The 24,924-nt window shown below is 43.5% G+C and carries 24 protein-coding genes; 11 read left to right on the top strand and 13 right to left on the bottom strand.

The window, feature by feature from the left end; translation table 11 throughout:
• Nucleotides 1-1,581, bottom strand: coding sequence for a methyl-accepting chemotaxis protein (locus FM038_RS09725; protein ID WP_142870859.1), 1,581 nt, complete (start codon nt 1,579-1,581; stop codon nt 1-3).
• A gap of 687 nt (nt 1,582-2,268) precedes the next feature.
• On the opposite strand from FM038_RS09725, the gene FM038_RS09720 reads away from it, so the two are divergent.
• From FM038_RS09720 to FM038_RS09705, 4 genes are all read left to right on the top strand, one after another.
• A complete protein-coding gene (locus tag FM038_RS09720; protein WP_195873237.1) occupies nt 2,269-4,449 on the top strand; it encodes a M3 family metallopeptidase in 2,181 nt (726 codons plus the stop codon).
• 373 nt (nt 4,450-4,822) lie between these two features.
• Complete coding sequence (locus tag FM038_RS09715; protein WP_142870860.1) at nt 4,823-6,895, top strand: bifunctional 2',3'-cyclic-nucleotide 2'-phosphodiesterase/3'-nucleotidase; 2,073 nt, start codon at nt 4,823-4,825, stop codon at nt 6,893-6,895.
• Nucleotides 6,896-7,270: 375 nt separating this feature from the next.
• Complete coding sequence (locus tag FM038_RS09710; RefSeq protein ID WP_142870861.1) at nt 7,271-9,421, top strand: bifunctional metallophosphatase/5'-nucleotidase; 2,151 nt, start codon at nt 7,271-7,273, stop codon at nt 9,419-9,421.
• A 202-nt stretch (nt 9,422-9,623) separates the two neighbouring features.
• Nucleotides 9,624-10,787: a YibE/F family protein gene (locus tag FM038_RS09705; RefSeq protein ID WP_142870862.1), complete on the top strand. Its 1,164-nt coding sequence runs from the start codon at nt 9,624-9,626 to the stop codon at nt 10,785-10,787.
• A gap of 81 nt (nt 10,788-10,868) precedes the next feature.
• On the opposite strand, the gene FM038_RS09700 is transcribed toward FM038_RS09705, so the two are convergent.
• The 5 genes from FM038_RS09700 to FM038_RS09680 all read right to left on the bottom strand — a co-directional run bounded on the left by FM038_RS09700 (nt 10,869) and on the right by FM038_RS09680 (nt 14,484).
• On the bottom strand, nt 10,869-11,717 hold the full coding sequence (locus FM038_RS09700; protein WP_142870863.1) for a 2',3'-cyclic-nucleotide 2'-phosphodiesterase: 849 nt from the start codon (nt 11,715-11,717) through the stop codon (nt 10,869-10,871).
• 321 nt (nt 11,718-12,038) lie between these two features.
• Nucleotides 12,039-12,968 carry a PhzF family phenazine biosynthesis protein gene (locus tag FM038_RS09695; RefSeq protein WP_142870513.1) on the bottom strand — a complete coding sequence of 310 codons (930 nt, stop codon included), beginning with the start codon at nt 12,966-12,968 and terminating at the stop codon, nt 12,039-12,041.
• A 94-nt stretch (nt 12,969-13,062) separates the two neighbouring features.
• Nucleotides 13,063-13,473 (bottom strand): 5-carboxymethyl-2-hydroxymuconate Delta-isomerase, encoded by a 411-nt coding sequence (locus FM038_RS09690; protein ID WP_142870512.1) that lies wholly within the window; start codon nt 13,471-13,473, stop codon nt 13,063-13,065.
• 31 nt (nt 13,474-13,504) lie between these two features.
• Nucleotides 13,505-13,975 (bottom strand): OsmC family protein, encoded by a 471-nt coding sequence (locus FM038_RS09685; protein ID WP_142870511.1) that lies wholly within the window; start codon nt 13,973-13,975, stop codon nt 13,505-13,507.
• Between the two features lie 11 nt (nt 13,976-13,986).
• The gene (locus FM038_RS09680; protein ID WP_142870510.1) at nt 13,987-14,484 is read right to left on the bottom strand and encodes a GNAT family N-acetyltransferase; all 498 of its coding nucleotides are present in this window, start codon (nt 14,482-14,484) and stop codon (nt 13,987-13,989) included.
• 190 nt (nt 14,485-14,674) lie between these two features.
• Between FM038_RS09680 and FM038_RS09675 the strand changes: the two genes are divergently transcribed.
• A complete protein-coding gene (locus tag FM038_RS09675) occupies nt 14,675-15,307 on the top strand; it encodes a DUF938 domain-containing protein (protein WP_142870509.1) in 633 nt (210 codons plus the stop codon).
• Nucleotides 15,308-15,385: 78 nt separating this feature from the next.
• Here FM038_RS09675 and FM038_RS09670 read toward each other — a convergent pair whose 3' ends face one another.
• Nucleotides 15,386-16,366, bottom strand: coding sequence for a LysR family transcriptional regulator (locus tag FM038_RS09670; protein ID WP_142870508.1), 981 nt, complete (start codon nt 16,364-16,366; stop codon nt 15,386-15,388).
• 106 nt (nt 16,367-16,472) lie between these two features.
• On the opposite strand from FM038_RS09670, the gene FM038_RS09665 reads away from it, so the two are divergent.
• The 3 genes from FM038_RS09665 to FM038_RS09655 are packed head-to-tail and all read left to right on the top strand — an operon-like array spanning nt 16,473 to nt 17,432.
• Nucleotides 16,473-16,772 carry a putative quinol monooxygenase gene (locus FM038_RS09665; RefSeq protein ID WP_142870507.1) on the top strand — a complete coding sequence of 100 codons (300 nt, stop codon included), beginning with the start codon at nt 16,473-16,475 and terminating at the stop codon, nt 16,770-16,772.
• Nucleotides 16,772-17,002 carry a DUF2798 domain-containing protein gene (locus tag FM038_RS09660; RefSeq protein ID WP_142870627.1) on the top strand — a complete coding sequence of 77 codons (231 nt, stop codon included), beginning with the start codon at nt 16,772-16,774 and terminating at the stop codon, nt 17,000-17,002. The genes FM038_RS09665 and FM038_RS09660 overlap by 1 nt, the downstream gene beginning before the upstream one ends.
• 55 nt (nt 17,003-17,057) lie before the next feature.
• The gene (locus FM038_RS09655) at nt 17,058-17,432 is read left to right on the top strand and encodes a RidA family protein (RefSeq protein WP_142870506.1); all 375 of its coding nucleotides are present in this window, start codon (nt 17,058-17,060) and stop codon (nt 17,430-17,432) included.
• A 45-nt stretch (nt 17,433-17,477) separates the two neighbouring features.
• Here FM038_RS09655 and FM038_RS09650 read toward each other — a convergent pair whose 3' ends face one another.
• The 5 genes from FM038_RS09650 to FM038_RS09630 all read right to left on the bottom strand — a co-directional run bounded on the left by FM038_RS09650 (nt 17,478) and on the right by FM038_RS09630 (nt 20,015).
• Entirely contained in the window at nt 17,478-17,897 is a 420-nt protein-coding gene (locus tag FM038_RS09650; protein ID WP_272877524.1) for a methyl-accepting chemotaxis protein, read from the bottom strand.
• Nucleotides 17,860-18,096 (bottom strand): HAMP domain-containing protein, encoded by a 237-nt coding sequence (locus FM038_RS09645; protein WP_185965660.1) that lies wholly within the window; start codon nt 18,094-18,096, stop codon nt 17,860-17,862. Before FM038_RS09645 ends, FM038_RS09650 begins: the two co-directional genes overlap by 38 nt.
• Nucleotides 18,083-18,460: a hypothetical protein gene (locus FM038_RS09640; RefSeq protein WP_142870503.1), complete on the bottom strand. Its 378-nt coding sequence runs from the start codon at nt 18,458-18,460 to the stop codon at nt 18,083-18,085. The genes FM038_RS09645 and FM038_RS09640 overlap by 14 nt, the downstream gene beginning before the upstream one ends.
• Nucleotides 18,461-18,564: 104 nt before the next feature.
• Entirely contained in the window at nt 18,565-19,434 is an 870-nt protein-coding gene (locus tag FM038_RS09635; protein ID WP_142870502.1) for a helix-turn-helix transcriptional regulator, read from the bottom strand.
• Nucleotides 19,435-19,484: 50 nt separating this feature from the next.
• On the bottom strand, nt 19,485-20,015 hold the full coding sequence (locus tag FM038_RS09630; RefSeq protein ID WP_142870501.1) for a YbhB/YbcL family Raf kinase inhibitor-like protein: 531 nt from the start codon (nt 20,013-20,015) through the stop codon (nt 19,485-19,487).
• A 477-nt stretch (nt 20,016-20,492) separates the two neighbouring features.
• Between FM038_RS09630 and FM038_RS09625 the strand changes: the two genes are divergently transcribed.
• Nucleotides 20,493-21,239 carry a substrate-binding periplasmic protein gene (locus FM038_RS09625; protein WP_223293042.1) on the top strand — a complete coding sequence of 249 codons (747 nt, stop codon included), beginning with the start codon at nt 20,493-20,495 and terminating at the stop codon, nt 21,237-21,239.
• A 169-nt stretch (nt 21,240-21,408) separates the two neighbouring features.
• Here FM038_RS09625 and FM038_RS09620 read toward each other — a convergent pair whose 3' ends face one another.
• Nucleotides 21,409-23,208, bottom strand: coding sequence for an acyl-CoA dehydrogenase C-terminal domain-containing protein (locus FM038_RS09620; RefSeq protein WP_142870499.1), 1,800 nt, complete (start codon nt 23,206-23,208; stop codon nt 21,409-21,411).
• A gap of 382 nt (nt 23,209-23,590) precedes the next feature.
• Here FM038_RS09620 and FM038_RS09615 point away from each other — a divergent pair, with 382 nt between their 5' ends.
• Together FM038_RS09615 and FM038_RS09610 are read left to right on the top strand one after the other, a co-directional pair.
• Complete coding sequence (locus FM038_RS09615) at nt 23,591-24,439, top strand: D-hexose-6-phosphate mutarotase (RefSeq protein ID WP_142870498.1); 849 nt, start codon at nt 23,591-23,593, stop codon at nt 24,437-24,439.
• Nucleotides 24,440-24,547: 108 nt separating this feature from the next.
• Nucleotides 24,548-24,856, top strand: a complete 309-nt coding sequence (locus tag FM038_RS09610) for a hypothetical protein (protein WP_142870497.1) — start codon at nt 24,548-24,550, stop codon at nt 24,854-24,856.
• The last annotated feature ends 68 nt before the right edge of the window (nt 24,857-24,924 follow it).

Genomic DNA, 24,924 nt, shown 5'->3' with positions numbered 1-24,924 from the left:
CTATACAGCGTCATTGCGCTGAACACTTTGGCGCCAAAACTGTTGAGATAGATTATGGGTTTTAGCCGATAATCGTGCGACCTGCTCTCCTCTTTCGCTTGCATCTGTAGTCTGACTCAAACTTTCAATGGCCAATTCATTGATCAATTGGATAGACTGGCTGATCTCACTCGCAACTGAAGTTTGTTGTGACATAGCAGCCGCATTTTCATCACTCATTTCATTGATTTTTCCGATTGAGATTCTGAGTTGATTAAAAGCGGTATCAGCTTGCTTTGCTAGCGCCACCGAATGAGCTGCTTTCTCTAAACCTGATTCCATCGTTTGAGTGGCTCTTTGGGTACTTTGTCTAAACTTACTCACTATGGATTCTATCTGGGATGTCGAGTCACTGGTTCGGCTTGAAAGCTGTCTAACTTCATCAGCGACAACAGCAAATCCCCTACCGGACTCCCCAGCTCTGGCAGCCTCAATCGCAGCGTTTAATGCCAATAAATTTGTTTGATCTGCAATGCCACGAATCACCTCGAGCACCTCATTGATATCGCGGCTATCTTGTTCAATGGATAAGACAACCGACGAGAAATTGCTCACTTCGTCACTCAACTTATTTATCGCATCGATAACGGCCACCATTCGCTCGTGCCCGCTCTGTGCAGACTCAAAGCTCTTAACCATCTCCTGTGCAGCTAAATGAATGGTTTGATTCACTTCAGAGAAGCTACTGCTCATCTCCTCAATGGCTGTCGCTGCCTGATTTGTTTGCACGCTTTGACTATCGGCTCGTTCACGAGTACTTGAGATGGTTTCATTTAAGCTTTTGCTCTGATGCTGAATCGAGCCCGCAGAATCGGCCATCCGGCCGACAACCCCACCGGTTTCAGTCACTAAAAACTGTATCGCAAAGCTTAATTTTCCTAGCTCATCTTGCCGGCCGCTAAAAACACCGGTTGCAAGCGGATCATCGACGATATTGGTCGCCATAGTCACAAGCGCTTTAAAGGGAGCAAGGATCACTGTTAAGCCGATCCCTCCAAAAATAGTGGCAGCAATAATTGCGAGGTATGGAGATATACCGGCTAAATACACACCCAATATTACAGTAAGGAAAAACCAGGCGAATAGCCTGCCACTAAAGCCCAAACGTGCAGGTTTTAGCGCTTTAGGCTGTTTATTTGCGTTTAAATCTTGATATATGTGAGTTGCAGATTCAATTTGATCCGGCGTGGCTTTACGCCTGACAGACTGATACTCATGGATTTTACCATTTTCAAATACCGGGGCAACATAGGCATTAACCCAATAATGATCACCATTTTTTGAGCGGTTTTTAACAATGCCTACCCAAGGTTTTCCCTGTTCAATCCTTTGCCACATCGATTTAAATGCAGCTTTGGGCATATCAGGGTGGCGTAAAGTGTTATGCGGTTGTCGGTGTAACTCTTCGTGACTGTAGTCACTCAAACGTAAAAAGTCTTCATTGGCATATTTTATTTTGCCATTCAGATCTGTCGTCGACAATAAAATACAGTCTTCGCTAAGCAGTCTCTCTTTTTGCGTTACAGCTCGATGCTCAGTCATATATATAGTTCTTATAGTTATTAATACGCCGACATTCTCACAAATGATCAAGAAGATAATATTGACAACCGTCAACTTTTCACCTGATTTGTTAAACGAACATTTAGACCATACCGTACATCGCATCATTTTCATTCAGATATTTTTACTGCTGGCTTGATGAATGTAAGTGCTATACCAATTCCATTAAACATATGATCAATTCAGAGCTTTCTCAGGGCTTTAAATTCAAGGCGCATTGTTGACGAAATGGTTATTCCCTTTCGAGGCAATGCAACGCAGAAGTAGAAGCCCTGAGAAGCTCACGAAGTGCGGGTTTAAAAACACTTTAAGCTGCGAAAGTGGCTTTCGATATAGAATAACTATTAGCTTCAATCCCCTTATCTTGCCTACAGCGTTTTTAACTCCCGCTGAATAGTCACTTATTTAATGGAAATGGTATTAACTTGTAATAAGCTTTAAACGTATAAAAACAAAGCACTCAAAACATTTGTTACAATCAAAACATTTTTTTCATAGCTTTAACACCTATAACCATGATATTTAAATGCCTTTAAATGTCTATTTATGACTTTTTGAGTAGTGAGCTCTTCAGCTACTTTTAATCGCTTGTGATAGTGCTAGCTTGGCTATCGCGACTGAAATTAGATCGCAAGCATTACAACAAATGAATCCGGGGATATAAATATGAAGGGATTAACCCTCAAACCACTCGTAGCGGCTATGGCACTCACTTTGGCATTAGGTGCATGTAGCTCATCAACATCAGGGACGAACGAGACAAACGTCGCACCAAATGTTGTTGCACAGCAGATCATCGAAAATAACGCTAATAACCCTTTTTTTAAGCCTTATGATACTTATCTGGGTATTCCTGATTTCGATAAGATCAAGCCAGAACATTACCTTCCTGCTTTTAAAGCGGGTATTGCTCAACATAAAGGTGAAATTCAATCGATCATCGATAACCCAGAAGTGCCAAGCTTTGCTAATACTATCGAAGCGATGGAATTTTCAGGTGAGCTAACATCAAAAGTGGCTAGCGTGTTCTATAACCTTACGGGAGCAGACACCAACGATCAGCTGCAGAAACTCTCGAAAGAAGTCTCTCCTATGCTATCGTCAGCCAGCGATGACGTATTGCTAAATAACAAGCTGTTTCAAAAAGTAAAATCAGTTTATGACTCTCGTGATTCACTTAAACTTAATACCGCTCAATCTAAGCTTCTCGAAGATACGTATAAATCATTCACTCGTGGCGGCGCCAACTTAAGTGAAGCAGATAAAACTCAGCTTCGTAGCCTTAACGATCAGCTGGGTAAGCTTAGCCTAGAATTTGGTGACAATCTGCTTGCTGAAACAAATGCATTTGAACTTGTTATTGATAACAAAGACGCTCTTGCAGGTTTACCGCAAGATGTGATCAACACAGCTGCAGCAACGGCGTCAAAACGTGGTCATGAAGGTAAGTGGGTGTTCACCACTTCTCGTCCATCAATCACGCCGTTTCTAACTTATGCCGATAGCCGTGAACTTCGTGAAAAGATCTATAACGGTTATATCATGCGTGGTAACAACGACAACGCTAATGATAACAAGAAGATTTTAGCTAAAATGGCTGCCCTTCGTGCAGAGCGAGCTCAGCTTATGGGTTACAAAACCCACGCCCACTTCGTGTTAGAAGAGCGTACGGCTAAGACTCCAGAAAATGTTTATGAGCTACTTAACAAAGTATGGCCTGCCGCCCTAGGACAAGCCGAAGCTGAAGTAGCAACCATGCAAGAACTTATCGATTCTGAAGGCGGAAACTTTAAGCTTGCTGGCTGGGATTGGTGGTACTACTCAGACAAGATCCGTGTGGCTAAGTACAGCTTCAATGAGCAACAGACCCGTCCTTACTTTTCACTAGAAAATACCCTTAAAGGTGTATTCTATACGGCGAACCGTTTATTCGGTATCACAGTGAAAGAACGAACTGACCTACCAAAGTACAACGATGAAGTCCGTACTTGGGAAGTCTATGACAAAGACGGTTCACTCATGGCTATCTTCATGGGCGATTACTACGTACGCGACAGCAAGCGCGGCGGTGCATGGATGAACTCTTACCGTCAGCAGTACAACATGAACGGGGTTAAATCAACGCCAATCATAGTCAACGTACTTAACTACCCTCGCCCAGCAGCTGGTGAACCTTCATTACTGACATTCGATGAAGCAAGCACGCTATTCCATGAGTTTGGTCACGCCCTTCATGGCATGCTATCAGATGTTGAATATCGCTCTCAGGCAGGTACATCTGTCCCACGTGATTACGTTGAGTTCCCATCACAGGTGATGGAAAACTGGATGACTCAGCCTGAAGTATTGGCTCAGTTCGCTAAGCATTATAAGACAGGTGAAGTCATTCCTCTGGAGCTTGTGAAGAAGATCCAAGCTGCAAGTAAGTTCAACCAAGGTTTTGCCACCGTTGAATATATGGCCGCGACAAAGCTAGATCTCGATTGGCACACAGTGACAGACTTCACCCCGAAAGATGCGGCTAAGTTTGAAGCTGAGTCACTTAACAAGATGGGGCTTATCGGTGAAATTGCACCGCGTTACCGTAGCACTTACTTCTCGCATATCTTCTCTGGTGGATACTCTGCGGGTTACTACAGCTACTTGTGGTCTGATATCTTAGGTGCCGATGCATTTGAAGCGTTCAAAGAAAACGGTATATTCGATCAAACAACGGCTGAAGCCTTCAGAAACAATATTTTGTCTCAAGGTGGCAGTAAAGACCCAATGCTACTTTACAAGCAGTTCCGCGGTAAAGAAGCAGGTATAGACCCACTACTTCGCAGTCGTGGTCTTCTTGCTAAATAGCACACTGTCACAAACATAATGTTTGTGCTTGCTTAGGTTAAAATATTAAGAGTCCTTTTTAGGGCTCTTTTTTATATCTATTACCCACACCAATACCTTCACATATTCCCCACACACCCACCAAGTTCAAACAATTAAAACCTAAGCGTATCAACGCATGGATACACAAGTGATTAGATAGCAAGCAAACAGTACCTAGATCGCAGTAAACCAGCTAACAGCCTAGTCTAAATCACATTTCTGAAACCTTTCTAGCATAGAATATGCTACACGCCTTCAGTGAGATCATAAGAAATATCACGTTGGTTACATGAGACAAGTCTTCAATTAATAGATCTGTCTCGGGGTCTTAAATAAAATGAGAATGATGGATATGTTTAATAAAAAAGTTTTGGCAGTCGTTATTGCATCGACACTTGGGTTAACCGCGTGCAGTAACTCAGATGATGACATGATCACATCTGCGCAAGTTGATCTTCGCATCTTAGAAACAAGCGATCTTCACACCAATATTATGGATTTTAACTACTACAGTGGCCAAGAAGACAAGACCATTGGACTCGCTCGTACAGCCACGCTTATCGCTGCAGCGGGAAAAGAGAGTGAGAACTTCGTGCTCGTCGATAACGGCGATCTACTGCAAGGCAGCCCTATGGGTGATTATGTTGCCGACCAGTTTAAGAAAGACCTAGGCGTTGCTGCTGGTGAAACACATCCAGCTTATAAGGCGATGAATACACTGGATTACGTTGTTGGTAATATTGGTAACCATGAATTTAACTATGGTCTGGACTTCTTAGAGCAAGCTATTTCAGGTGCCGATTTCCCCTATATCAATGCCAACATATATTGTGATGCATATGACTGCTGGAATGACCTACAGCGCGGCGACAACCTGTTTACTCCCTACCTTATTCAAGAAAAAGAAGTTATCGATAACAAAGGGAACAAACACACCATCAAGATTGGTTATATAGGCTTTGTGCCACCCCAAGTATTACAGTGGGATAAACAGCACCTTGAGGGCAAAGTCAGAGCCGATGACATCATAAAAACTGCCGAGAAGTTTGTGCCTCAGATGAAAGCTGAAGGCGCCGATGTGATCATCGCGATTCCGCATTCAGGCATAGGCTCTCCTGAAAATCCTGGTGAAATTGAAGCTGAAAATGCGACCTATGCATTGAGCTTAGTAGACGGTATTGATGCCATTATGTTCGGCCATAGTCATTCAGTTTTTCCTGGCGCGAACTATGATGGTATCGAGAATATCGATATCGAAAAAGGCACTATCAATGGCGTTGCCGCAGTAATGCCTGGACGTTGGGGTGATAACTTAGGCGTTATCGATCTTAAAATTGAGCTTAAAGATGGACAGTGGTCTGTGATGGATTCTCAATCTGAAGCCAGACCGATCGCCTGGACCGATGAAAATGGTGATAATGTATACGTTGAAGTCGATCAATCAATCCGTGATGCGGTTGAACAAGAGCACTTAGGCACACTGGAGTTTGTCGATCAACCGATAGGTGTCGGCTCAGCCAACATGTACAGCTTCCTGACGTTAGTGCAAGACGATCCAACCGTTCAAATTGTCTCAGATGCGCAAATCGACAAGGTTAAACAGCAGATAGCCAGTATTCCTTCATTAAAAGATATTCCAGTGCTTTCTGCAGCAGCACCATTTAAAGCTGGCGGACGTCATGAAGTGTCAAGCGATGCTGACCAATATGTGCAAGTCGATAAAGGCGATCTAACCTACAAGAATGCTGCCGATCTTTACCTCTACCCAAACACTATGGTGGCGGTCAAGTTAAATGGCGCCGAGCTTAAAGACTGGCTTGAGTGTAGTGCTAATCAGTTCAATCACATTGATATCAGTTCAACGGCGCCACAGAGTTTAATCAACTGGGATACCCACAGAACCTATAACTTCGATGTCATGGACGGTGTAACCTACCAAATTGATGTCACACAGCCTTCAAAATTTGATAATGATTGTGCAATAATCGAAGGTAATGAAACCGCTGAGCGTATCACCGGCCTTACTTTCGAAGATGAGCAAGGCGTTCACAGCGGTGAAGAGCTGGCAGCCATGGAGTTTATTGTCGCCACCAATAACTACCGTGCCTTTGGCGGTAAGTTTGCCGGAACCGGTCCAGATCACGTCGTGCTTGAACTACCTGATGAGAACCGAGATGTGCTTGCTCAATACATTACGGCTCAGACTGAAGCCCATGGTCAGGTAAATACTGCAGCGGACCACAACTGGAGCTTTAAGACCATTGAGACGACGACGGCACTAGATATTCGTTTTGAAACTCAAGATAGTGAGAAAGCTTCTGATTTCATTAATGAAACGAAACAGCGCCCGATGACAAAAGTCGCTGTCGATGAATTAGGCTTTGCCGTTTATCAAATCGATTTAACAGCTGATACCACCAAGTAATTTCAACCTAATTCACTGTAATTAGTCCAATAACAAAGGCTCTCTAGGGAGCCTTTTCTTTACTCGTTTTTTATACACGTCCCGAATTAGTCAATAATTACCCCTTCATTATTAGCACAGAGTTAAACCATCATTAACAGCAAGACCAAGAAAAAAACATTAAATAACAAACCATTAACACACGTATCAACCTGTTCTGTATGCATAGGAGAAGGTTGTGATAAAGATCAATGTCATTAGTTTTCATATCGTTAAAATTCGTTGCTGTTAGTTAAAAGCTAATAAAAAAATAGTTAACTAACAATTCAATATTTGCCAGGTAGAACAGGTTATCTACGGAGTTGGCAATTATTCCAATAATAAATGGGGTTGATAATGAAAAATACAAAATATAGTGTGTTGTGCTTAGCGATTCTTGCAGGTCTTGCTGGGTGTTCTGACGATGAAACTATCATTAATACCGATAGTGGATACGCACCCGTTGTAACTGAAGGGAAAACACTGACAAACACACCTGATATAGTAGTAAAAAGCCAAAATGAAGTTGATGAGCTCACCATCACTATTGGCGCAACATCAGATCTTCACGGCCGTATATTTGGTTATGACTATGCATTAGATGCAGTAGATGCAGATGCGGGTCTAACGCGTATTGCCACTTTACTGCAAAATGAAAAAGCTAAAAACCCGAACATGATCTTGATCGACATCGGTGATACGGTTCAGGGTAACTCTGCTCAATTATTCAATGATGATCCCACTCACCCAGTAGTCTCAACGCTAAACGCGCTTGAATTTGATCTATGGGTTCCAGGTAACCACGAATTTAACTTCGAGCGTAGCTTCATCGATCGCAACTTAAACCACTTCAATGGAGCGGTTGTATCAAGCAATATCAAATGGGAAGAAAATAGCGCTAACTATATTCGTGCATTTCAAATTTTTGAAATTGATGGCGCCAAGGTGGCAATTGTTGGTGTAACACCTTCAAATGTTCCTAACTGGGAAGCTTCAGCACCGGGTCATTTTGCCGGCCTTAAGTTTGAGGAAGAGCTAGCTTCAACACGTGCAGCTGTTGATGAGCTTATCGAGAAATACTCACCAGATGTCATTATTGGCGCTTTCCATATCGGCCGAGATTCAGACGCTGGCGCTGGTGTACATATGATTGCAGCAGAGATGGCAGACAAGTTTGATGTGATCTTAGCGGGTCACGAGCATGCAACCTATATCGAAAGCATTAAAAAGTCATCTGGTGATGATGTCACATCAACTGATATATCTGTTGATGGTGCTGACACTGTTGAGAACAAAGAAGTTTCAGGCGAATATAATGAATCTAACCGCGCGCAAAGCGTTAAGATCATTGAGCCAGGCAAATGGGGTTGGGCACTGGCTAAAGCTGAAATTCAACTTAAAAAGAACACCAGTGGCAAGTGGGAGATGGTTGATACCACTCTAAGCAATGTTACAACAGATGGTGTTGCAGAAGATGAGGGGATCAGCGCTCAGTTCCAGTATGTTGATGATATCTCTAAAGAGGATGCTCAAACTGTATTAGGTACAGTTACTGGTGACTTTACTCCGGGTACCGGTGCTGATGAAGCTATCCATGAGGATTACAATAACGAAGCAGGTCGTCTTTACTCAACAATCCATACTGCAAAAGTTATCGACACACCGCTAATGGACTTTATCAATCAAATCCAGATTGAAAAATCAAAAGCAGTAGTTTCAGCAGCCTCGCTATTCTCTGATAGTTCAAACCTAGTTGATGGCCAAGAATACGCTAAGAAAGATTCAACCAACCTATATAAATACGATAACACCCTCATTGGTATTAACATGACGGGTGCCAACCTTAAGCGTTACATGGAATGGTCATATACCTACTTCAATACCTATAAAGAGGGTGACTTAACCGTCTCTTTCGTGAAGGGTAGTAAAGCTTACATGTACGATCAGTTTGATGGCAAGATTCAGTTTGAAGTCGATCTAACTGGCGATGCTTTCGCCATGGATGAGAACAACCAGATCACCAACGAAGGTAATCGTATCAATATCATCGAGATCGATGGTAAACCATTCGATGCTGACGCTAGCTACAAGGTTGCACTAAACAGCTACCGTTGGGGCTCTAACGTTAAGAAGTTTGGTTGGGCTACCGATGCTGATGTTTACTATGACTCAGTTAACGAAGCCGTTTACGCTATTCGTGACATGCTGACTGAGCATGTTGAATTGAATCAAGGCGTTAATGCTGCAGACTTCACTAATCCAAACTGGGAATTTGTTCAGTATCAAGCCAATGGTGCGATCACTCAACTTCGTACTGATGGCGCTGAAGGTGAGGCACTTTGGAATAGACTGATCAATCAAGAGATCTGTGTACAGATTGATCCAGACAACCCTAAGTATCCTGGCATTTTAGATTCACTCAATGTTAACGATGCTAATTCATACTTTGTAAACCCTAACGCGGGTGATAGTGATCCAGTTAAGGTTTACCAAGGCTGTAGCCTTTAATAAGAGATTGGTAAGTTCAGAGTGCAGACTCTGAACTTTTCTCTCATTAAAGCGTAAAGGTGAGATAGCCAAATCAAGCTTAACTTGGTTTATCTCATCTTAATCTCAACTTAAATCACCTTTAATGCCATCAATAACAGTAACGCTGCAATCACTGTTAACGTTCAGCTTAAAATGTGCTTATTACAATCAGTAAATACCTATGTTACGTACCTACCGTTTTACACTGTTTATCGCCCTTTTATCGACATTAATTTTTTATATATCACCGAGTTTGAGTGAGCATTTAAAGCCTAAATCTCCACTTGAACAAGTATTTGTAGACGCCAAAGCCATTGAGATAATTTCCAACAACCTAGCACCAGACGCCAGAGTCCCATCGATTTTGACTGGCAAACAGGTTTTCAATGCCGAGATTTTGGAAGGTGAACTAAAAGGTAAGATTGTCGAAGTCAGAAACCCACTAAGCAGACAGCATAACGTGCTTGTTTCAGAGGGAGATACCTTCATCATGATGATCCGGGAAACCGCAAATGGCACCATTTACTGGGCTTACAATCACAAACGCTCAACCGCCATCTACTGGATGTGCTTCGCATTTCTGCTTTTACTTCTCTCATTTGGTAAAAAGGAGGGCATGAACTCAATTGTCTCGCTCTACTTTACTGCCGCCCTTGTCATCGGGGTACTCATTCCCGCCATTTTTGCAGGTTGGGATCCCGTACTTGTTACCATTATTTTGATGGGGTTGAAGATTGTCGTCAATTTCATTTTAGTTTCGGGTTATAACCGCAAAAGCTTTTGCGCCATGGCTGGCACGCTTATAGGTGTGATTGCCGCAGGGGTCATGGCACAAGTATTTGGCGAGTTTGCACACTTATCGGGCATATACTTGGATAAAGGAGAGGATGTTATTTACCTTGCTACTCAGCCAATTCAAATCCGCTGGCTGATGTTCGTCGCCATTATGATCTCAGCGTTAGGCGCTATCATGGATGTTGCAATTTCTATTGCATCTGCCTATAACGAGCTGCGAATAACCGATCCAAGACTCACCCCTAAACAGCTTATGCATGCAAGCATGAATATAGGCCGTGACATTATGGGAACAATGACTAATACCCTGATCTTGGCTTTTGCAGGTAGTTCTCTGACGACAATAATGATGGTTTGGGGCTTAGATATGCCACTAAAGCAGTTTCTCAATACTCCAGTGATTTCATTAAGCATCATACATGCATTAGCTGGAAGCGTTGGAATTGTGCTTACTATTCCTATTACTGCATGGTTAGCTAGATATATCCTTAGTCCCACCGAAGACCGTCAATTAGCCACTGGCCAGTCAATTGAAAATAGTAAGCCCTAGTTTGTTTCCAGAAAATGTATCTAAATAGATAAGGCTCCTACAAGAGCCTTATCTGTTTAACCTTTTATACAGAGTGCAGTGTTAAACTCTGAGCTCTCGTTGCCGCCAACTCTCAGTGACCTTAGGTTCGAAGTAACTGGATAACAGTTTAGGGATTGCAATAAATAGTATAATTAACCCCAATAGATAACGAATTAATACGATATCTATTGCCATCGCCAACATCACAAGACAAACAAATATGGCAAAAAATGGAAACGCTGCTTTAAATCGAGTACGTTCATTTCTATGGTATTCCAACTCTTCAGGTAAAAGCAGTTGGACAAGTTCCAGCGCATGGGCTTTCACGGCTTGGTTAATAAAAACGACTCTATGTCGCTGACCTTTATACTTAACATAAAAAATATCAGAATTATGATCACTTACCAGTTCTGTGATCTCATCAAAAGGAATTCGATGCACTTTTTTAGGATCGGCTAACGAAATGAGTTCATCCACTGAAGCATGGTGCTGATACTCGACTTGAAGCCGTTTGGTCATCTTGCGTTTAAACTCAAAAAAAACCAACTCATCGGCTTGTATTAACACCAGGGATTTATCATCTACATCTAACCAAGAACTCTGTGTGTAAAAGCCTTCAGGCAAGTTTCCTTGGGATACTTTCACACAGAGAAGTTTCAACAAAAAATAAGTGACGACACTAAAAAATGCACTAAAAGGTAAAACATTAGAGACATTATCGAGTATTCCCTCACTACCAATGGCGCTATTCGAAATATTGGTATCACTGAACTGCAGCCAAAAATACGAACTAGGATTTAGATATTCAACAAACAGTACTGACCAAAAGGTAGTAAAAATAAAAATGGCGAGAGAAAGGGCAAAGATCACGTATTTATTTTTCTGACTCGGGGATCGATATTTAATCATGCTACTTCCCTGTATGCTACATCCTGAACGCCATGTGATGTTCACAAGTTTGTTCATTGCTTTATGTAAGCTAATTTATCTAACGGCTCCTCTCCTGGAACCTAAGCTCACAATACATAATTTCTTTATCACTAAAACTATAGCAGTAAAAAACTAACTGGCTTCGTAAATTGAAGTATTTCACTGGATCATACTAAGGGGCTTCGATGCTTAAACTTTTATCTATCGCCTCTTTAAGTAATATAGGCATTTTCCCTGATACATATTATCTCCTTCACTAAGCCATTGCAGAGCTAAAAAATAACCCGTCATGACAATAAGTCAGTCTAGGTAAAGCTCACCTTTACTCACCAACACACTCCCTCCGCCAATCCAAGTATCGACAACTTGCCCAGCCTTTTTAAGCGCCCTAGCCTTAAGCACACTTGGACGACCCATCTCGACGCCTTGTGCTATGGTCCAATCCAACATGCCATCTTGTTGACTGGAATGATTCGCTAGCAGCCCGGCTAATGCACAGTTGGCACTACCTGTAGCCGGATCTTCCGGTACACCATCGAAAGGGGCAAACATACGAGCCTGGATATCAAACTGCTTCTCTGCTTTTGACACTTCATCTCGTCTTACATAGAGATGGATATCAGGGGTCACCCCGAGGGCTTGTATCTTCTCGAACACGTCCAGCTTAGCTCTCGCCCTTGATAAAGCATCTAAACTCATAAGCTCAACCATAAGAAATGGCAAACCCACCGAGGCCACAATGGGCTGATGGGTGCTAAGGCAGATATCATCAATATTGAGCGACAGCGCCTCGGCAACAAGAGGCGCATCAATACTCAGTCCCAAGGAAAGCATCTCTGGCGCATTGAGTTCACAGAAAATACCGCCATCGGCCCTTTGTGTTATGGAGATGGGGACGAGCCCAGCCTTCTCTTCGAAGATAACCGTTTGCAATACGTCTTTTCTCTGTTGGAAAACGAGCTGACCCGTCTTAGCCAATAAAAATGCGGTGCCCACATTAGGGTGTCCGGCAAAAGGGACTTCGGTAGACGGAGTAAAAATCCGTACCTTTCTGGTGTTTCCCTGCTCGGCTGGAAATACGAAGGTGCTCTCAGGAAAATTAAACTCACGGGCTATTTGCTGCATCTGCTTAGAGGTTAACCCTTGGGCATCTGGTAAAACAGCTAATTGGTTGCCACCAAAGCGTTTATCAGTAAACACATCGCAAATATAATAGGGATAAGATTTCATCGAACACTTTTCCTTCGTTATTCGTTGACTTAGCTAAGGCTGACAATAAGCCGCTATTACTCTTCTCGTTATTTATACCAATTGGTATTAGAACTCACGAGATCTCACTCTTGCTGATAGAGCGTCGATTACTATAGGCATGCCTTGGAATATCCCTCACCTCGGTAGAGATCATCTCGACGTTTGGGAGCAAATCGCAAATCGCCTTAGTGACAAGATCGGCGAGTTGCTTCTTCTGCATTTCGCTTCGACCGCTTAACAGGTGCACTAAAGTATGCACATAGGGAGCTTTGATACCGCCAACGACATAATGTTCAGACAGGACGAGTCTGGCTTTTACATCACCAATATCAAACAGATTTGATGACTCTGCGGCGTCATGGACGGCCAATATTAGCAGGTCAAAATCAACCAAGGATTTAAGCTCAGTAGGGCACTCAATCACGCAATGAGGCACATTTTTCTCCTTAAATTTTTCATATAGCATGCAATTAATCATAAGCATGCTTCTGCTTGCTAGAACCTCTCATTACCGCTTATGTAAGCACTATTTCAGTGATAACTTCAGTTTTAACTGAGTTAGCGATAAAGCACTGATCATGGGATTGGTGATGCATCTTTTCAAGCATTGCCAAGCTAGGCTGTTTATCTCCACAAAAGCGCACTTTCGGCCTCAATATAACCTGAGTCATCGCCATTTTTCCTGTTTCACCTTTACTCATTACCCCTACTGCATTATCAGTGTAATCATCGATAACAAACTTACGTTTAGCGGCTATCGAGAGAAAAAACAGCATATGGCAGCTAGACAGCGACGCCACAAAGGCTTCTTCCGGGTCGACATTGGTCGCAACAGAGAAAGGCAGAGGGACAATATGGGCGGATGATGAGGCTGGTACTACAACGCCACCATCAAAAATCCACTCATGACCACGGCTATATTGGTTATCGACAAAGTTTTCAGATTCTTGCCTGCTCCAGGTCACTTTTGCAAAATATTCAGACATGCTATTCCTCTTTATTTAACCAGATAAAGGCAATCATCCAGCCCTATTGGCTCTGGATATTGAGCTTCTACGAAGCCAAGATGTAGATAAAGGTTTAATGCGGGTAAGTTATGGCTAAGTACAAATAGGGAGACATTACCTGGCACATTGGAGACCTGCAAATGATGACAACCGAGCTCACTCAGCAAAGTAATCAAAATATGACTGTATTTTTGCCCAGAAAAGAGTCCAGATCTGCAATGTTGGCCACGAAATTCAGGACCAATGACTAAGCGACCCAGGTGACATTTTCCATTACGAAGATAACACTGGCCGAAACCAACGAATTCACCAACACTATTAACTAATGAGAATGAGCGTAACCCCGTAAGATTAAGATCTTTTTTAAAGCTCTCATCAGTGAAAGGATAACTAAAACCAGGTCCCGCCCAAGCCAGCAGTGAGCTTTCGTCAGTAAACCAAGTCATCATCTGTTGCAGATGTTCCCTATCAACACTTAACAGATTCATAATAATTGTCCTACCCCTTATGCAGTTCCCATAGCAAAATAACCTAGAATAAGTGACATAAATCACTACCTGTAGATAGCTTTCCAATGTACAGTATTCGCAAAAGATAAAGTAAGATATTTAACCGTTTACATTCAATTTTGTATTATTTGTTGTAACTAAATAATCTAACCCATTAAGGTTTATATTTATGTCATTAGTGCCCTTCTCTCAAGCATGCGAAAATAACAAGGGCCCCATACTCGAAGTCATCAGCCAAGTCTTTTCATCATCAAGTTTGATATTAGAAATCGGCACAGGAACAGCTCAGCACGCCGTGCATTTCGCCCAAGCAATGCCCCATCTGACATGGCAAACCAGCGATCAGGCCTGCTATCTCAACGGCATTGAAGCTCAACTTAATTTTATACGTTCGCAAAGCGATCAAAGCACAGATCCCATCGCTAATATCCAAAGCCCCTTGATACTGGACGTGACTCAACCCTGGCCATATTTCAGTGGCAAAGGAGCAATAGACGGAGTTTTTACGGCTAACACCTTACATATCATGGCAAAAGAGATGGTCGAGGCTTTCTTTGCGGGGATCGGAGAACACTTACAAACTAACGGAAACTTATGTATCTACGGACCATTCAATTACGCCGGTAACTACACCAGTGAAAGTAATGCCAGCTTCGATATCTGGCTAGCGCAGCAGGACCCGAGAAGCGCCATACGAGACATTGAATGGATAATTCAACTCGCAGAGACTCAAGGGTTAACCTTAGCTGAGGATCATAAAATGCCAGCCAATAACCGTTTACTGCATTTTGTGAAATCATAACGCAGTCTTCTAGCTCAGTATTAATATTTACTCGAGTGTTTTAACAAAAAATCCTGCATCCGGACATAGAGCCGTACTCTATCTATTGCATATATCGCTTATCCCTTGAGTCTGCAACACCTCATTTTTTTCGATATAGTCCAGCATAAAGTCACGTAAACATTTGGCTTTGGCGCTCAAGAGCCTGCCACTTGGCCAGACGGCGTATAGCTCACGTCTGGGACCAGTCCATTTTGTGAGTACTTGCACTAAATTGCCATCCTGCAAATCTTTGTATACTTCGCTAATAGGCAATAAAGCAATACCTATCCCATCACAGGCCCATTGACTGGCCATCTTAATATCATTGACAAAAGTATTGATACTGGGCTTAAGCTCCACCTTATGCCCGGATATTCTATGGGTCAGTGTCCATAGGGAAATACTATTTACCCCAATAATTCTATGCTGTGAAAGTTCGCCCAATTGGGTTGGCGCAGCATTTTGTGCTAAGTAAGCGTTCGACGCGACAAGAACGGTTGGAATGAAACCCAAGCCCTTTTGATACAACTGAGAATCTTTTTGCGGCCCGATCCGCAGGGCGATATCGGACTGAACGGCCAAAATATCTTGGTTGGCATTATTCAAATTGAGATCCAACTGAATATCGGGGTAGGACTTGATAAATGATGACCACATGGGCTGCAGCAACCCGGTGGATATATTGGTTGGAGCCAGCACCTTCAACTTGCCACTAAGCAGATTTAGCTCAGTACTCAGGCTTCTTTGGGTAGTTTCAAAACTCTGTACTAACTCATAAAACGCCTGGTAATACACCTCCCCCTCCGCCGTTAGAGCAAACTGACGCGCGGACCTATGTATCAGCTTACGACCGATAGTGGCTTCAAGTTTTTGCAGCCTACGAGTCACTGTGGCTGCAGGCAAATGTAACTGTTTCGCCGCGCTGGCTAAGCCCCGCGACTGAACAATATGAATAAAGAGCGCTATGTCATCTAACATGATTTCAAAAATGGAATTTATGATTGAATTATTACGTGTTTTTATAATAAACGAAACCATATAAGCTCGTCTAACTTTCTTAATAAACATCGACACACTAAATAAGCGCCCATGCTGATAAATAAAAAGTTATCAAGCAAACATTAGCGATCAATCAGGGGGAAATATGGGTCAATTATGGATAAATGCGGGTCTGGTTACAGAAGAAGGCTTAGACACAGACCAAGTTAAGCAGGCACTGCACGCTTTGTCAGAAGCAACGGTCAAGGAATCTGGCTGTGTAAAATTTGAAGTACTGCAACATCAAGACAATCCATCTCACTTTACCCTATGGGAACATTGGGTAAACAGTGATGCACTCAGCGCACACTTTGAAGCCGAGCATACGCTGGCTTATCTTGCACGTAACTTGACTAGAGTGACCTATATCGAAAAATTAACCAGTGTCACTTACGAGGGGGAATGATGAAACAACGCATAGTATTTTCGCTATTAATGTCCTTTGTATTGTCCCTGCTGATGACGCTTTGGATAACATGGATCAACTTAGGGCTACCAGCAAACTTTCTCTGGTTATGGACCAAAGCCTTCATGCTGGCATGGCCCGCAGCCGCAAGCATCTCTTTCCTGTTTGCGCCTAAGGTGCATAAGTTAACTGAAAAAATAGTCAGTAAATGGCTAAAAACGGCCGGATAAATGGCTGTAAATACAGAATCGAGTATCTGTATTTACAGCATAAAAAGGAATTTATATGAATGTTCAAAGGATCAATTATGCCGAGCTTGGCGAAATTGCGGGGCCTTACGTTCACGCCAGCATTCACAAGCATACTCTGTACACATCAGGCCTTACCGCGTTTGGTACTCAGGCTCAAACTGGCAATATCGGTGAACAGACCAGAGCCATATTCTCCCAGCTGAGTCTAATCGCGACTCACCATAACATCACACTCAAGTCATTGGTTAAAGTCACCCTGTTTGTGACGGACTTAACCGATATCGTCCTATTACGGCAAACCCTGTTCGATATCTATGGGGATGACTTACCCGCAAGCTCACTAATCAAGGTCGATGCCCTCTTCTGCGACGACTTAAAAATAGAGATAGAAGCCATACTGGGGCTCTAATTTAAGAGTCACTAAAAATGAAGGGAGCTATCTGAATCAATAATATTACAGTCTGAACCCCTCAATCTGCGCGGCAAGCTTCTTGGCATCTGCAGCCAAATTGAGACAGATCTTTGATGCGCTTTGGGCCGATGCAAGCGCATCATCAGCGCCTTGCCCGATAGCTAAGGTCTTAGTGTCTATCTGTACAGTGGCGATGCGCTGCTCGGCAACCGAGTGAGCAATCTCTTGGGTGACCACGGCAAAACCTCTACCCTGCTCCCCGGCTCTGGCCGCTTCAATCGCAGCATTGAGTGCCAGCAGGTTAGTTTGATCGGCAATAGAGCGGATCACATCCACCACATTACCTATTTCACTGGTGTGCAGCGCTAACTGATTGATCACCTCAGATCCCGTGGTGACCTCTTTAGCGATATTATCTATCCCTTCAACAGTGTCTAAGATGACAACTTGCCCCTGTGTCACTGGCAACAACCACCTTTTCACTCAAGGTTTGAACCTCTGTGATTAAACTGCGAATACTGGCAAGCATCTGATTAAAAGCCCTGGCTATGTGAGAAAATTCATCGCCACCTTTACCAGATGTGCTGGTATGGGAAAGACTAATCTCTTTGCTAAGGTCACCTTTCGATACTCGGTCAACGATAGATTCAATTTCTCGCACATTCACCACTATGGCTTAGTAAATAACCATGAGCGAATACAGACTGAGGCGCCACGAAGACATAGAGCTCACTTTGACGTGAGACTAGCTCAAGACCTTCGATTAAGCTTGTTGATCCACTCACAGATCCTCCGTCAGAGGCTCTAAGATGACTAAGTTCCTTATCCACACTTGCCAGACTCTGCACAAATGCCAGACCGGTGAGCTCACTCTCCACCCTGTTCACCTCTTGAAACTGAAGTAGAACAATATAGGCGGCACCAATAGAGAGAGGTAACAAGGTTGCGATGGCTAACAGAATAAATTTCTTTTTAAAACTCAGTTTGTTGGCCAAGTTCATCCCGAAAGAGAGAAGTGCAGACATAGGAAAGAATCCATTCAGATATTGACAGTATATTTTAGACCAGTGAAGCGTTGTTTTTATTATAAGAAAATAACATTTGAATACTCTTCATGAACAGGCTGTCTTCATAGCCGGACAGTCTTCATATAATGTTTTGGGGTTATCCCGAACTGTTTAGCAAAGCGTTGGGAAAAACGAGATTCTGATTGATAACCACAGAGCAGGGCTAAGTCAACCTGTCGATATGTTTGCTTCTGCATCAGACTCAGGCCGTGGAGCATACGGACTTCGGCCAACACCTCCCTAAACGACGTGCCTTCCAGCGTCAGGTGCCGCGTCAATGTCGACTTACTCATGGAAAAAAACTGACAGACTTGCTCAATGTGATGTTCGGCCCCAGGACTATGAGCCAGATAACGGCCAAGTCTCTGCCGCAATGATTGCGGATCGCCGGGAAACAGCTTATCCAAGCAGCCCGCTTCCAAGAGTTGCTGATAGAAGCCATTCAGGTAGTAACTTTGTACTTGAGCGCTTAAATCCTGCCCCTGCATGCTCAATAACAGCTCTAAGGCAAAGCTGAGTTGACTATTCGCACTTAACTTAGGCGATTGCGTCTGAGAAAATCCATGATACGCCGATGGCAGGTCCGATCCTCCCATACCAGCTTCCTTGTTTCCTCTGTGCTTGCTTTCTTTCCTGTTTCCTTTGCTATATCCAAGTTCAATCTCATCCAGCAACTCTTGACTTGGTGGCTGCAAAAAAGATATCTGCACCGAGCTGAATTGCTGATGGTGAGGCTCATTGATGAAAGTGAGCTGGCTATCTGCTGCTGCGATCAGCCAATCCCCGTCACGTATATCGAGTGACTCTTCATGCCAACTCATCAGCTTACGGCCTTGTTTGATAGCAAAAATACTCGGGCTATGCACAGGTACATTTCGCAGTGCCTGTGGTGCTATGCCCTGAAAATGGCTCACCAAGATCAATTTTGTCATCCATTCAGCCCTTTGAGTATTATTGCAGCCGTTAACAACAGCTAAGGTAATTAGCGCACATAGGTAGCCGTCAACACAGCTTTCTCAATCACCATACTATTGAGGGTGTAACCTACTACAGCAGGTGAAATATCCGCAGGCAGATCTATCTTAGCTTTTGGTAATGCCCACACGGTGAACTGGTATCTGTGCATGCCATCACCCTTAGGCGGACATGCCCCGCCAAAGCCCGGTTTACCAAAATCAGTACGAGTCTCCAACCCCGGGGATGCCTTACCCGATGCGCCCTGTGGCAAGCTGAGTGTGGATACAGGAATATTTAATACCGTCCAATGCCACCAGCCACTCCCCGTTGGCGCGTCAGGATCATAAGCCGTAATAGCGAAACTCTTAGTGCCGGGCGGTATCTTAGTCCAAGAAAGTTGAGGAGACAGATTACTGCCATTGCAGCCCATGCCAGAGAATTCAAAGGTCTTGCCCATAAGCTGACCTTCTTTAATGTCTTGGCTGGATATCTCCATGGCCGAAGCAGATATGCCGATAAACGCGGCCATGATGGGTAATAGTGTGCTGACTTTCATATTAGTTCTCATTAATTAGGTAGAAGCTATAAGATAGCGCTTTCCCAGAGAAATACTTAACTGAAAAGTTCATTATACTGATAAATAACCAGTAGTTTGACACTTTAAGTAAAATATTGGCTGATTATAGCTTGTCATCCATAAAAAGCATTAACTTCCGTACCCGACTCCAGCGCGGCGAGCGGTACCCCGTTCAAATAAAAGTGACATGTCCACACCTGATTAGGATCAACCACCCAGAATTGACGACTAACTTGTATACCTTTAGTTGTCACTATACCTGCAATGGTTCTAGCGCCTGCTTAACCAGTAATGGAAAATACATAAGTTAATGTCCAGTTTTTCTTGACCAATACAACCCAGAGTCAAGATGTTCAGTTCGAATACAACCCACAGTCAAGATGTTCAGTTCGATTAGACCAGACTAATATTTAGTGATAACTTAAATCTTCAAGTGTTCATAATGTAGGCTGCATGATGAAAATATTGGTATTCCTTTTTGTAATTCTACTTTTTGATGGAGTAAACGAAGTCGCTGCTGCAGATAAAACATTTAAGATAACTACAGAGCAATTTGCGCCATTCATTGGTCAACAATTAAAGAACGATGGTTGGCTGATGGATATAGCCAGAGCGGCCCTTGAGCCACAAGGATACCAAGTTGTCTTACACTACCGGCCTTGGGCTAGGGCAATGCTTGAGTCTAAAGAAGGACAACACGATGGATTGTATTTAGCTTATTACACGAAAGAAAGAGAGCAATGGTATGTATACTCAGATCCGGTTGGTACTGTTAAGACGGTATTTTACAAGATGAAAGAAAAAGATATTTTTTATGAAAACCTACAGGATCTAAAAAATTTCAACATAGGTTTAACAAGAGGTGTTGCGATTAGTCCAGACTTTGATAAAGCAGACTTCTTGAGAAAACACTCTACAAGCAGTGATATCCAGGGCCTGAAGCAATTACTCTTGGGGCGTATTGATTTATACGTAGGTAGCAAATTAATTTGTATGCACTTGATTAATAATGAAATTAACACAGAAGACCGCAACAAATTCGAGTTCATAGAACCAGCCTTAGCTGTTCACAAAATGCATATGGCGATATCGAAGAAAGCACCGGATTATATGCAGAAATTAGCAGATTTTAATCGAGGTTTAAAACAGATTAAATCAGATGGAACTTATGAAAAAATTAAACAAAACCATGTTCTTAACTAAATGAACAAGAAAATCCTGCCTCTTCAGCCAAACTGCAACATATCCTCGAAACCCTACACACCGAGTTCCTTGACCGCTAGCAAGAGTCTTGCAGTCATTTTTCGCAGCTGCTGGGTGACAGCTGCGAAAACATCTCGGGTTAAGCCCAGTATTTCGAGCACCTTGTGACTCAGTTAAGGTCGAAATCTGCCTCAACAAGTTGGGTCAAAAGTTCACTGCTGGACTCTATCTGCTTACGCAGGCTGCGAGTCTGTACCGTCCAATAGCCCATATAGAACTGAGCGGTTTTAAGCTTACCCTCATAGAAAGCGGTATCTTCCGTACCAGACTCAAGCGCCGCGAGCGCCGTAGCCGCACTGCGAGTCCACATCCAGGCCAGGACGGTGATCCCAAGGATCTGCATGTATGGCATAGAGCCTGCGCCCAAAATATCCGGATTCTTAGCAGCATTAACGGCCATAAACTGAGTCGCTTTCTCAAGATCGCCCGATGCATCCATAAGCCCTGTTAGATAAGGCTTCATGGCATCGTTAGCCATATTTTCGCCGATAAGCGTTTTCACCATATCAGACCAAACCATCAAGGTGGCGCCCTTGTCACCCATCAGCTTGCGGCCGACGAGATCGAGTGCCTGCACGCCATTAGTGCCTTCATATAACATGGCGATGCGAATGTCGCGTACAAATTGCTCCATGCCCCACTCATGAATATAACCATGACCACCGAAGACTTGCTGCGCATCGACACAGGCATTGAAGCCTCTGTCTGTGATGAAGCCTTTGACGATTGGGGTAAATAGCGCCGCAAGCTTATTAGCCGCCTTTGCCTTATCGGCATCGGGGTGACGCTCGGCTTCATCTAACCATAGAGCTTGCTGACCGATTAAGGCTCTTGCTCCCTCATTGAAAGACTTCTGCGCCATCAACATGCGTCTGACATCGCCATGTACCAAGATAGGATCGGCGGCTTGTTGAGCATCTTTTACGCCACTTAAGCCGCGGCCTTGAATTCTGTCTTTGGCATAAGCTAGCGCATTTTGATAGGCAATTTCTGACACACCTAAACCTTGAACGCCAACGCCGAGTCTGGCTTGGTTCATCATGGTGAACATGGCCCTCAAGCCTTGATGGGGCTCACCGATAAGCTCGCCTATGGCAGCATCAAAATTCATCACACAGGTAGAGTTACCATGAATGCCCATTTTATGCTCAAGCGCCGCGGCACATAAGCTGTTGGCTTCACCTAAGCTGCCATCTGGATTAACCATTATTTTAGGCACAGCAAACAATGAGATCCCCTTCACCCCTTCTGGTGCATCGGGCAACCTAGCCAGTACAAGATGAACTATATTTTCAGTCAGATCATGGTCGCCTGATGAGATAAATGTCTTCTCACCCGAGATAGCAAACAGTCCCTCACCCGCCTCAACGGCTTTGGTTCTCAATAAGGCCAAATCTGTCCCTGCATGGGACTCTGTCAGGTTCATGGTGCCGGTCCATTCACCGGAAACCAGTTTTTCTAAATATTTCTGTTTCAGTGCATCGCTGCCATGTGCATGAATTGCCGCATAAGCGCCATGTGTCAGACCCGGATACATGGCAAATGCCATATTGGTTGCCGTTTTCATCTCGGTAGCAAACACACCAATAGACTCAGGTAGCCCCTGTCCGCCGTATTCTGGATCGCAAGTCAGTGTCGCCCAACCATTGTCGACATATTGCTGATAGGCATCGGCAAAACCTTTGGGAGCGATGACCTTGCCATCCACCAACTTACAGCCTTCCACATCGCCACTGCCATTGAGGGGCAGCATGATCTCTGTGGTAAAGTCCGCCACTCCTTGCAAAATTGCATCGCCTAAATCGGCGTCGATTTCATCGAAGCCTTTAAGCTCAGTACGTTGATATATATTGAGAAGCTCGTTAAGTACGAACTGATAGTCACGAAGTGGCGCTTGATATGTTGGCATTCCTGTTCCCTTTATTTTTATGCTAAATGGTAAAGCTCAGGTGTTGTTTATCAGGTCTTCTATCTTATGTATCTTGTGCGTAGATTCTATAGAATGAACTTTTCATACACGAGTTTCAATCATGCGTTTAATTTAACCATTTTACAAGTGCAGAGATCCGACCACTTTACTTAATTTGGCTTAAACAAACTGCATTAGTACACGTTTGTTCCACTTATCGAACAGCGTTACCTTAAAATCAGCATAACGCCCCCTTATGAAAGCAAGTAAAACAGGGTAAGCTAATCGTCAGTTTTTGATATAAGTTCCGCTGCACAAACATACAGCAGTCTCCTCTGGTTTTGTTTGTACAGCGTGCATTGATCGAATGAGGAAGCAGTAAATGGGCTCAGTCACCACCAAAAAGCACCCCAATGGTTTAGAATATGTCGATGTCGATACGCCATTATGTAAGGCGCGAATTTTCCTACAAGGCGCACAAATAGACTTTTTTCAGCCTGTCGGTAAAGCGCCTCTTCTTTGGGTATCCGATGCAGATGAATATCAGCCTGGCAGTGGCATCCGAGGCGGGATCCCTGTTTGTTGGCCCTGGTTTGGCATGAGTGATAATCCTGACTGGCCTCAACATGGCTTTGCTCGCACATGCATCTGGGCACTGGGATCTGTACAGATGAAAAACCAGGCCGTCGAACTGAAACTGACTCTAAACATAAGTGAAGAAGACAAGCTCTATTGGCCCCATGATACTCGCGTCGAAATGCTGTTTACCTTAACCGATACCCTGACCGTGTCTTTAAAAAACACCAACTTGGCCAGTTATCCGGTGAGTCTGACTCAGGCGCTACACACCTATTTCCCGGTCAAAGATATTCATCAGCTCAAAGCCACCGGCTTTGAAGGCTCAAAATACATAGAGTTTGGCGAAGGTCCATTTAAACAAAATGGCGATGAAGTACTATTCAACAAAGAAACCGATCGGGTATACACCCAGTTAGCCGATGTACAAGCGCTGCACACTCCAGACGGCATTATTGAAGTGAGCCGTGAAAACAGCCACTCAGCTGTACTGTGGAACCCTTGGATTGATAAATCTCAGCGTCTGTCCCGTTTCAATAGCGATGACTACCAGACCATGGTCTGTCTCGAGGCTGCTAATGTGCTTGAAGATAAGCTCACACTTGCACCCGATGAGACTCATATGTTGACCACTAAGATTGGCTGGAAAAGTTAACCCGATTTTAATTAGCCAAACCTCAATTAAAGGGCATATTGTTTATCAATAAGCCCTTTTTCATACACTGGTCATAACGTTAATGATGAACGCGACAAGGACTCTTAAATGAAACCCACTAACTTAAAAAAGTTATCCAAACAATTTTGGGGTTTCGGCCTGCTTGTGGGCGCACTTGGTGCTTCGCTTATCACATCTGTGATCACTCTCTGGGAGTTAATAGAAAATCCCGGTGAGATTTTTCGTAATGCTCAAGGGGTAAACTGGTCTTTTGTTTTTGATACCGCCAGTAGTTGGTTTATACCAAGCTTTCTCTATCTGGCCCTAATCTCAGCCATCGCGCACCTGTCCATATCGGCGCTAACTAGGGGCTTGAACAAAAGTTCACAAGGTAAAAACAAAACGAAAGCCGATTAGTATAAAACAGATTTTCATCAATCAGTTGCACTGTTCCAATAACGCTAGCTTAGCTGCAATATTACCTT

The sequence above is a fragment of the Shewanella eurypsychrophilus genome, from assembly GCF_007004545.3.
Taxonomy (GTDB): Bacteria; Pseudomonadota; Gammaproteobacteria; order Enterobacterales; family Shewanellaceae; genus Shewanella; species Shewanella eurypsychrophilus.
The sequence above is the reverse complement of the archived record's forward strand: the minus strand, read 5'-3'. Positions and strand labels throughout refer to the sequence as shown.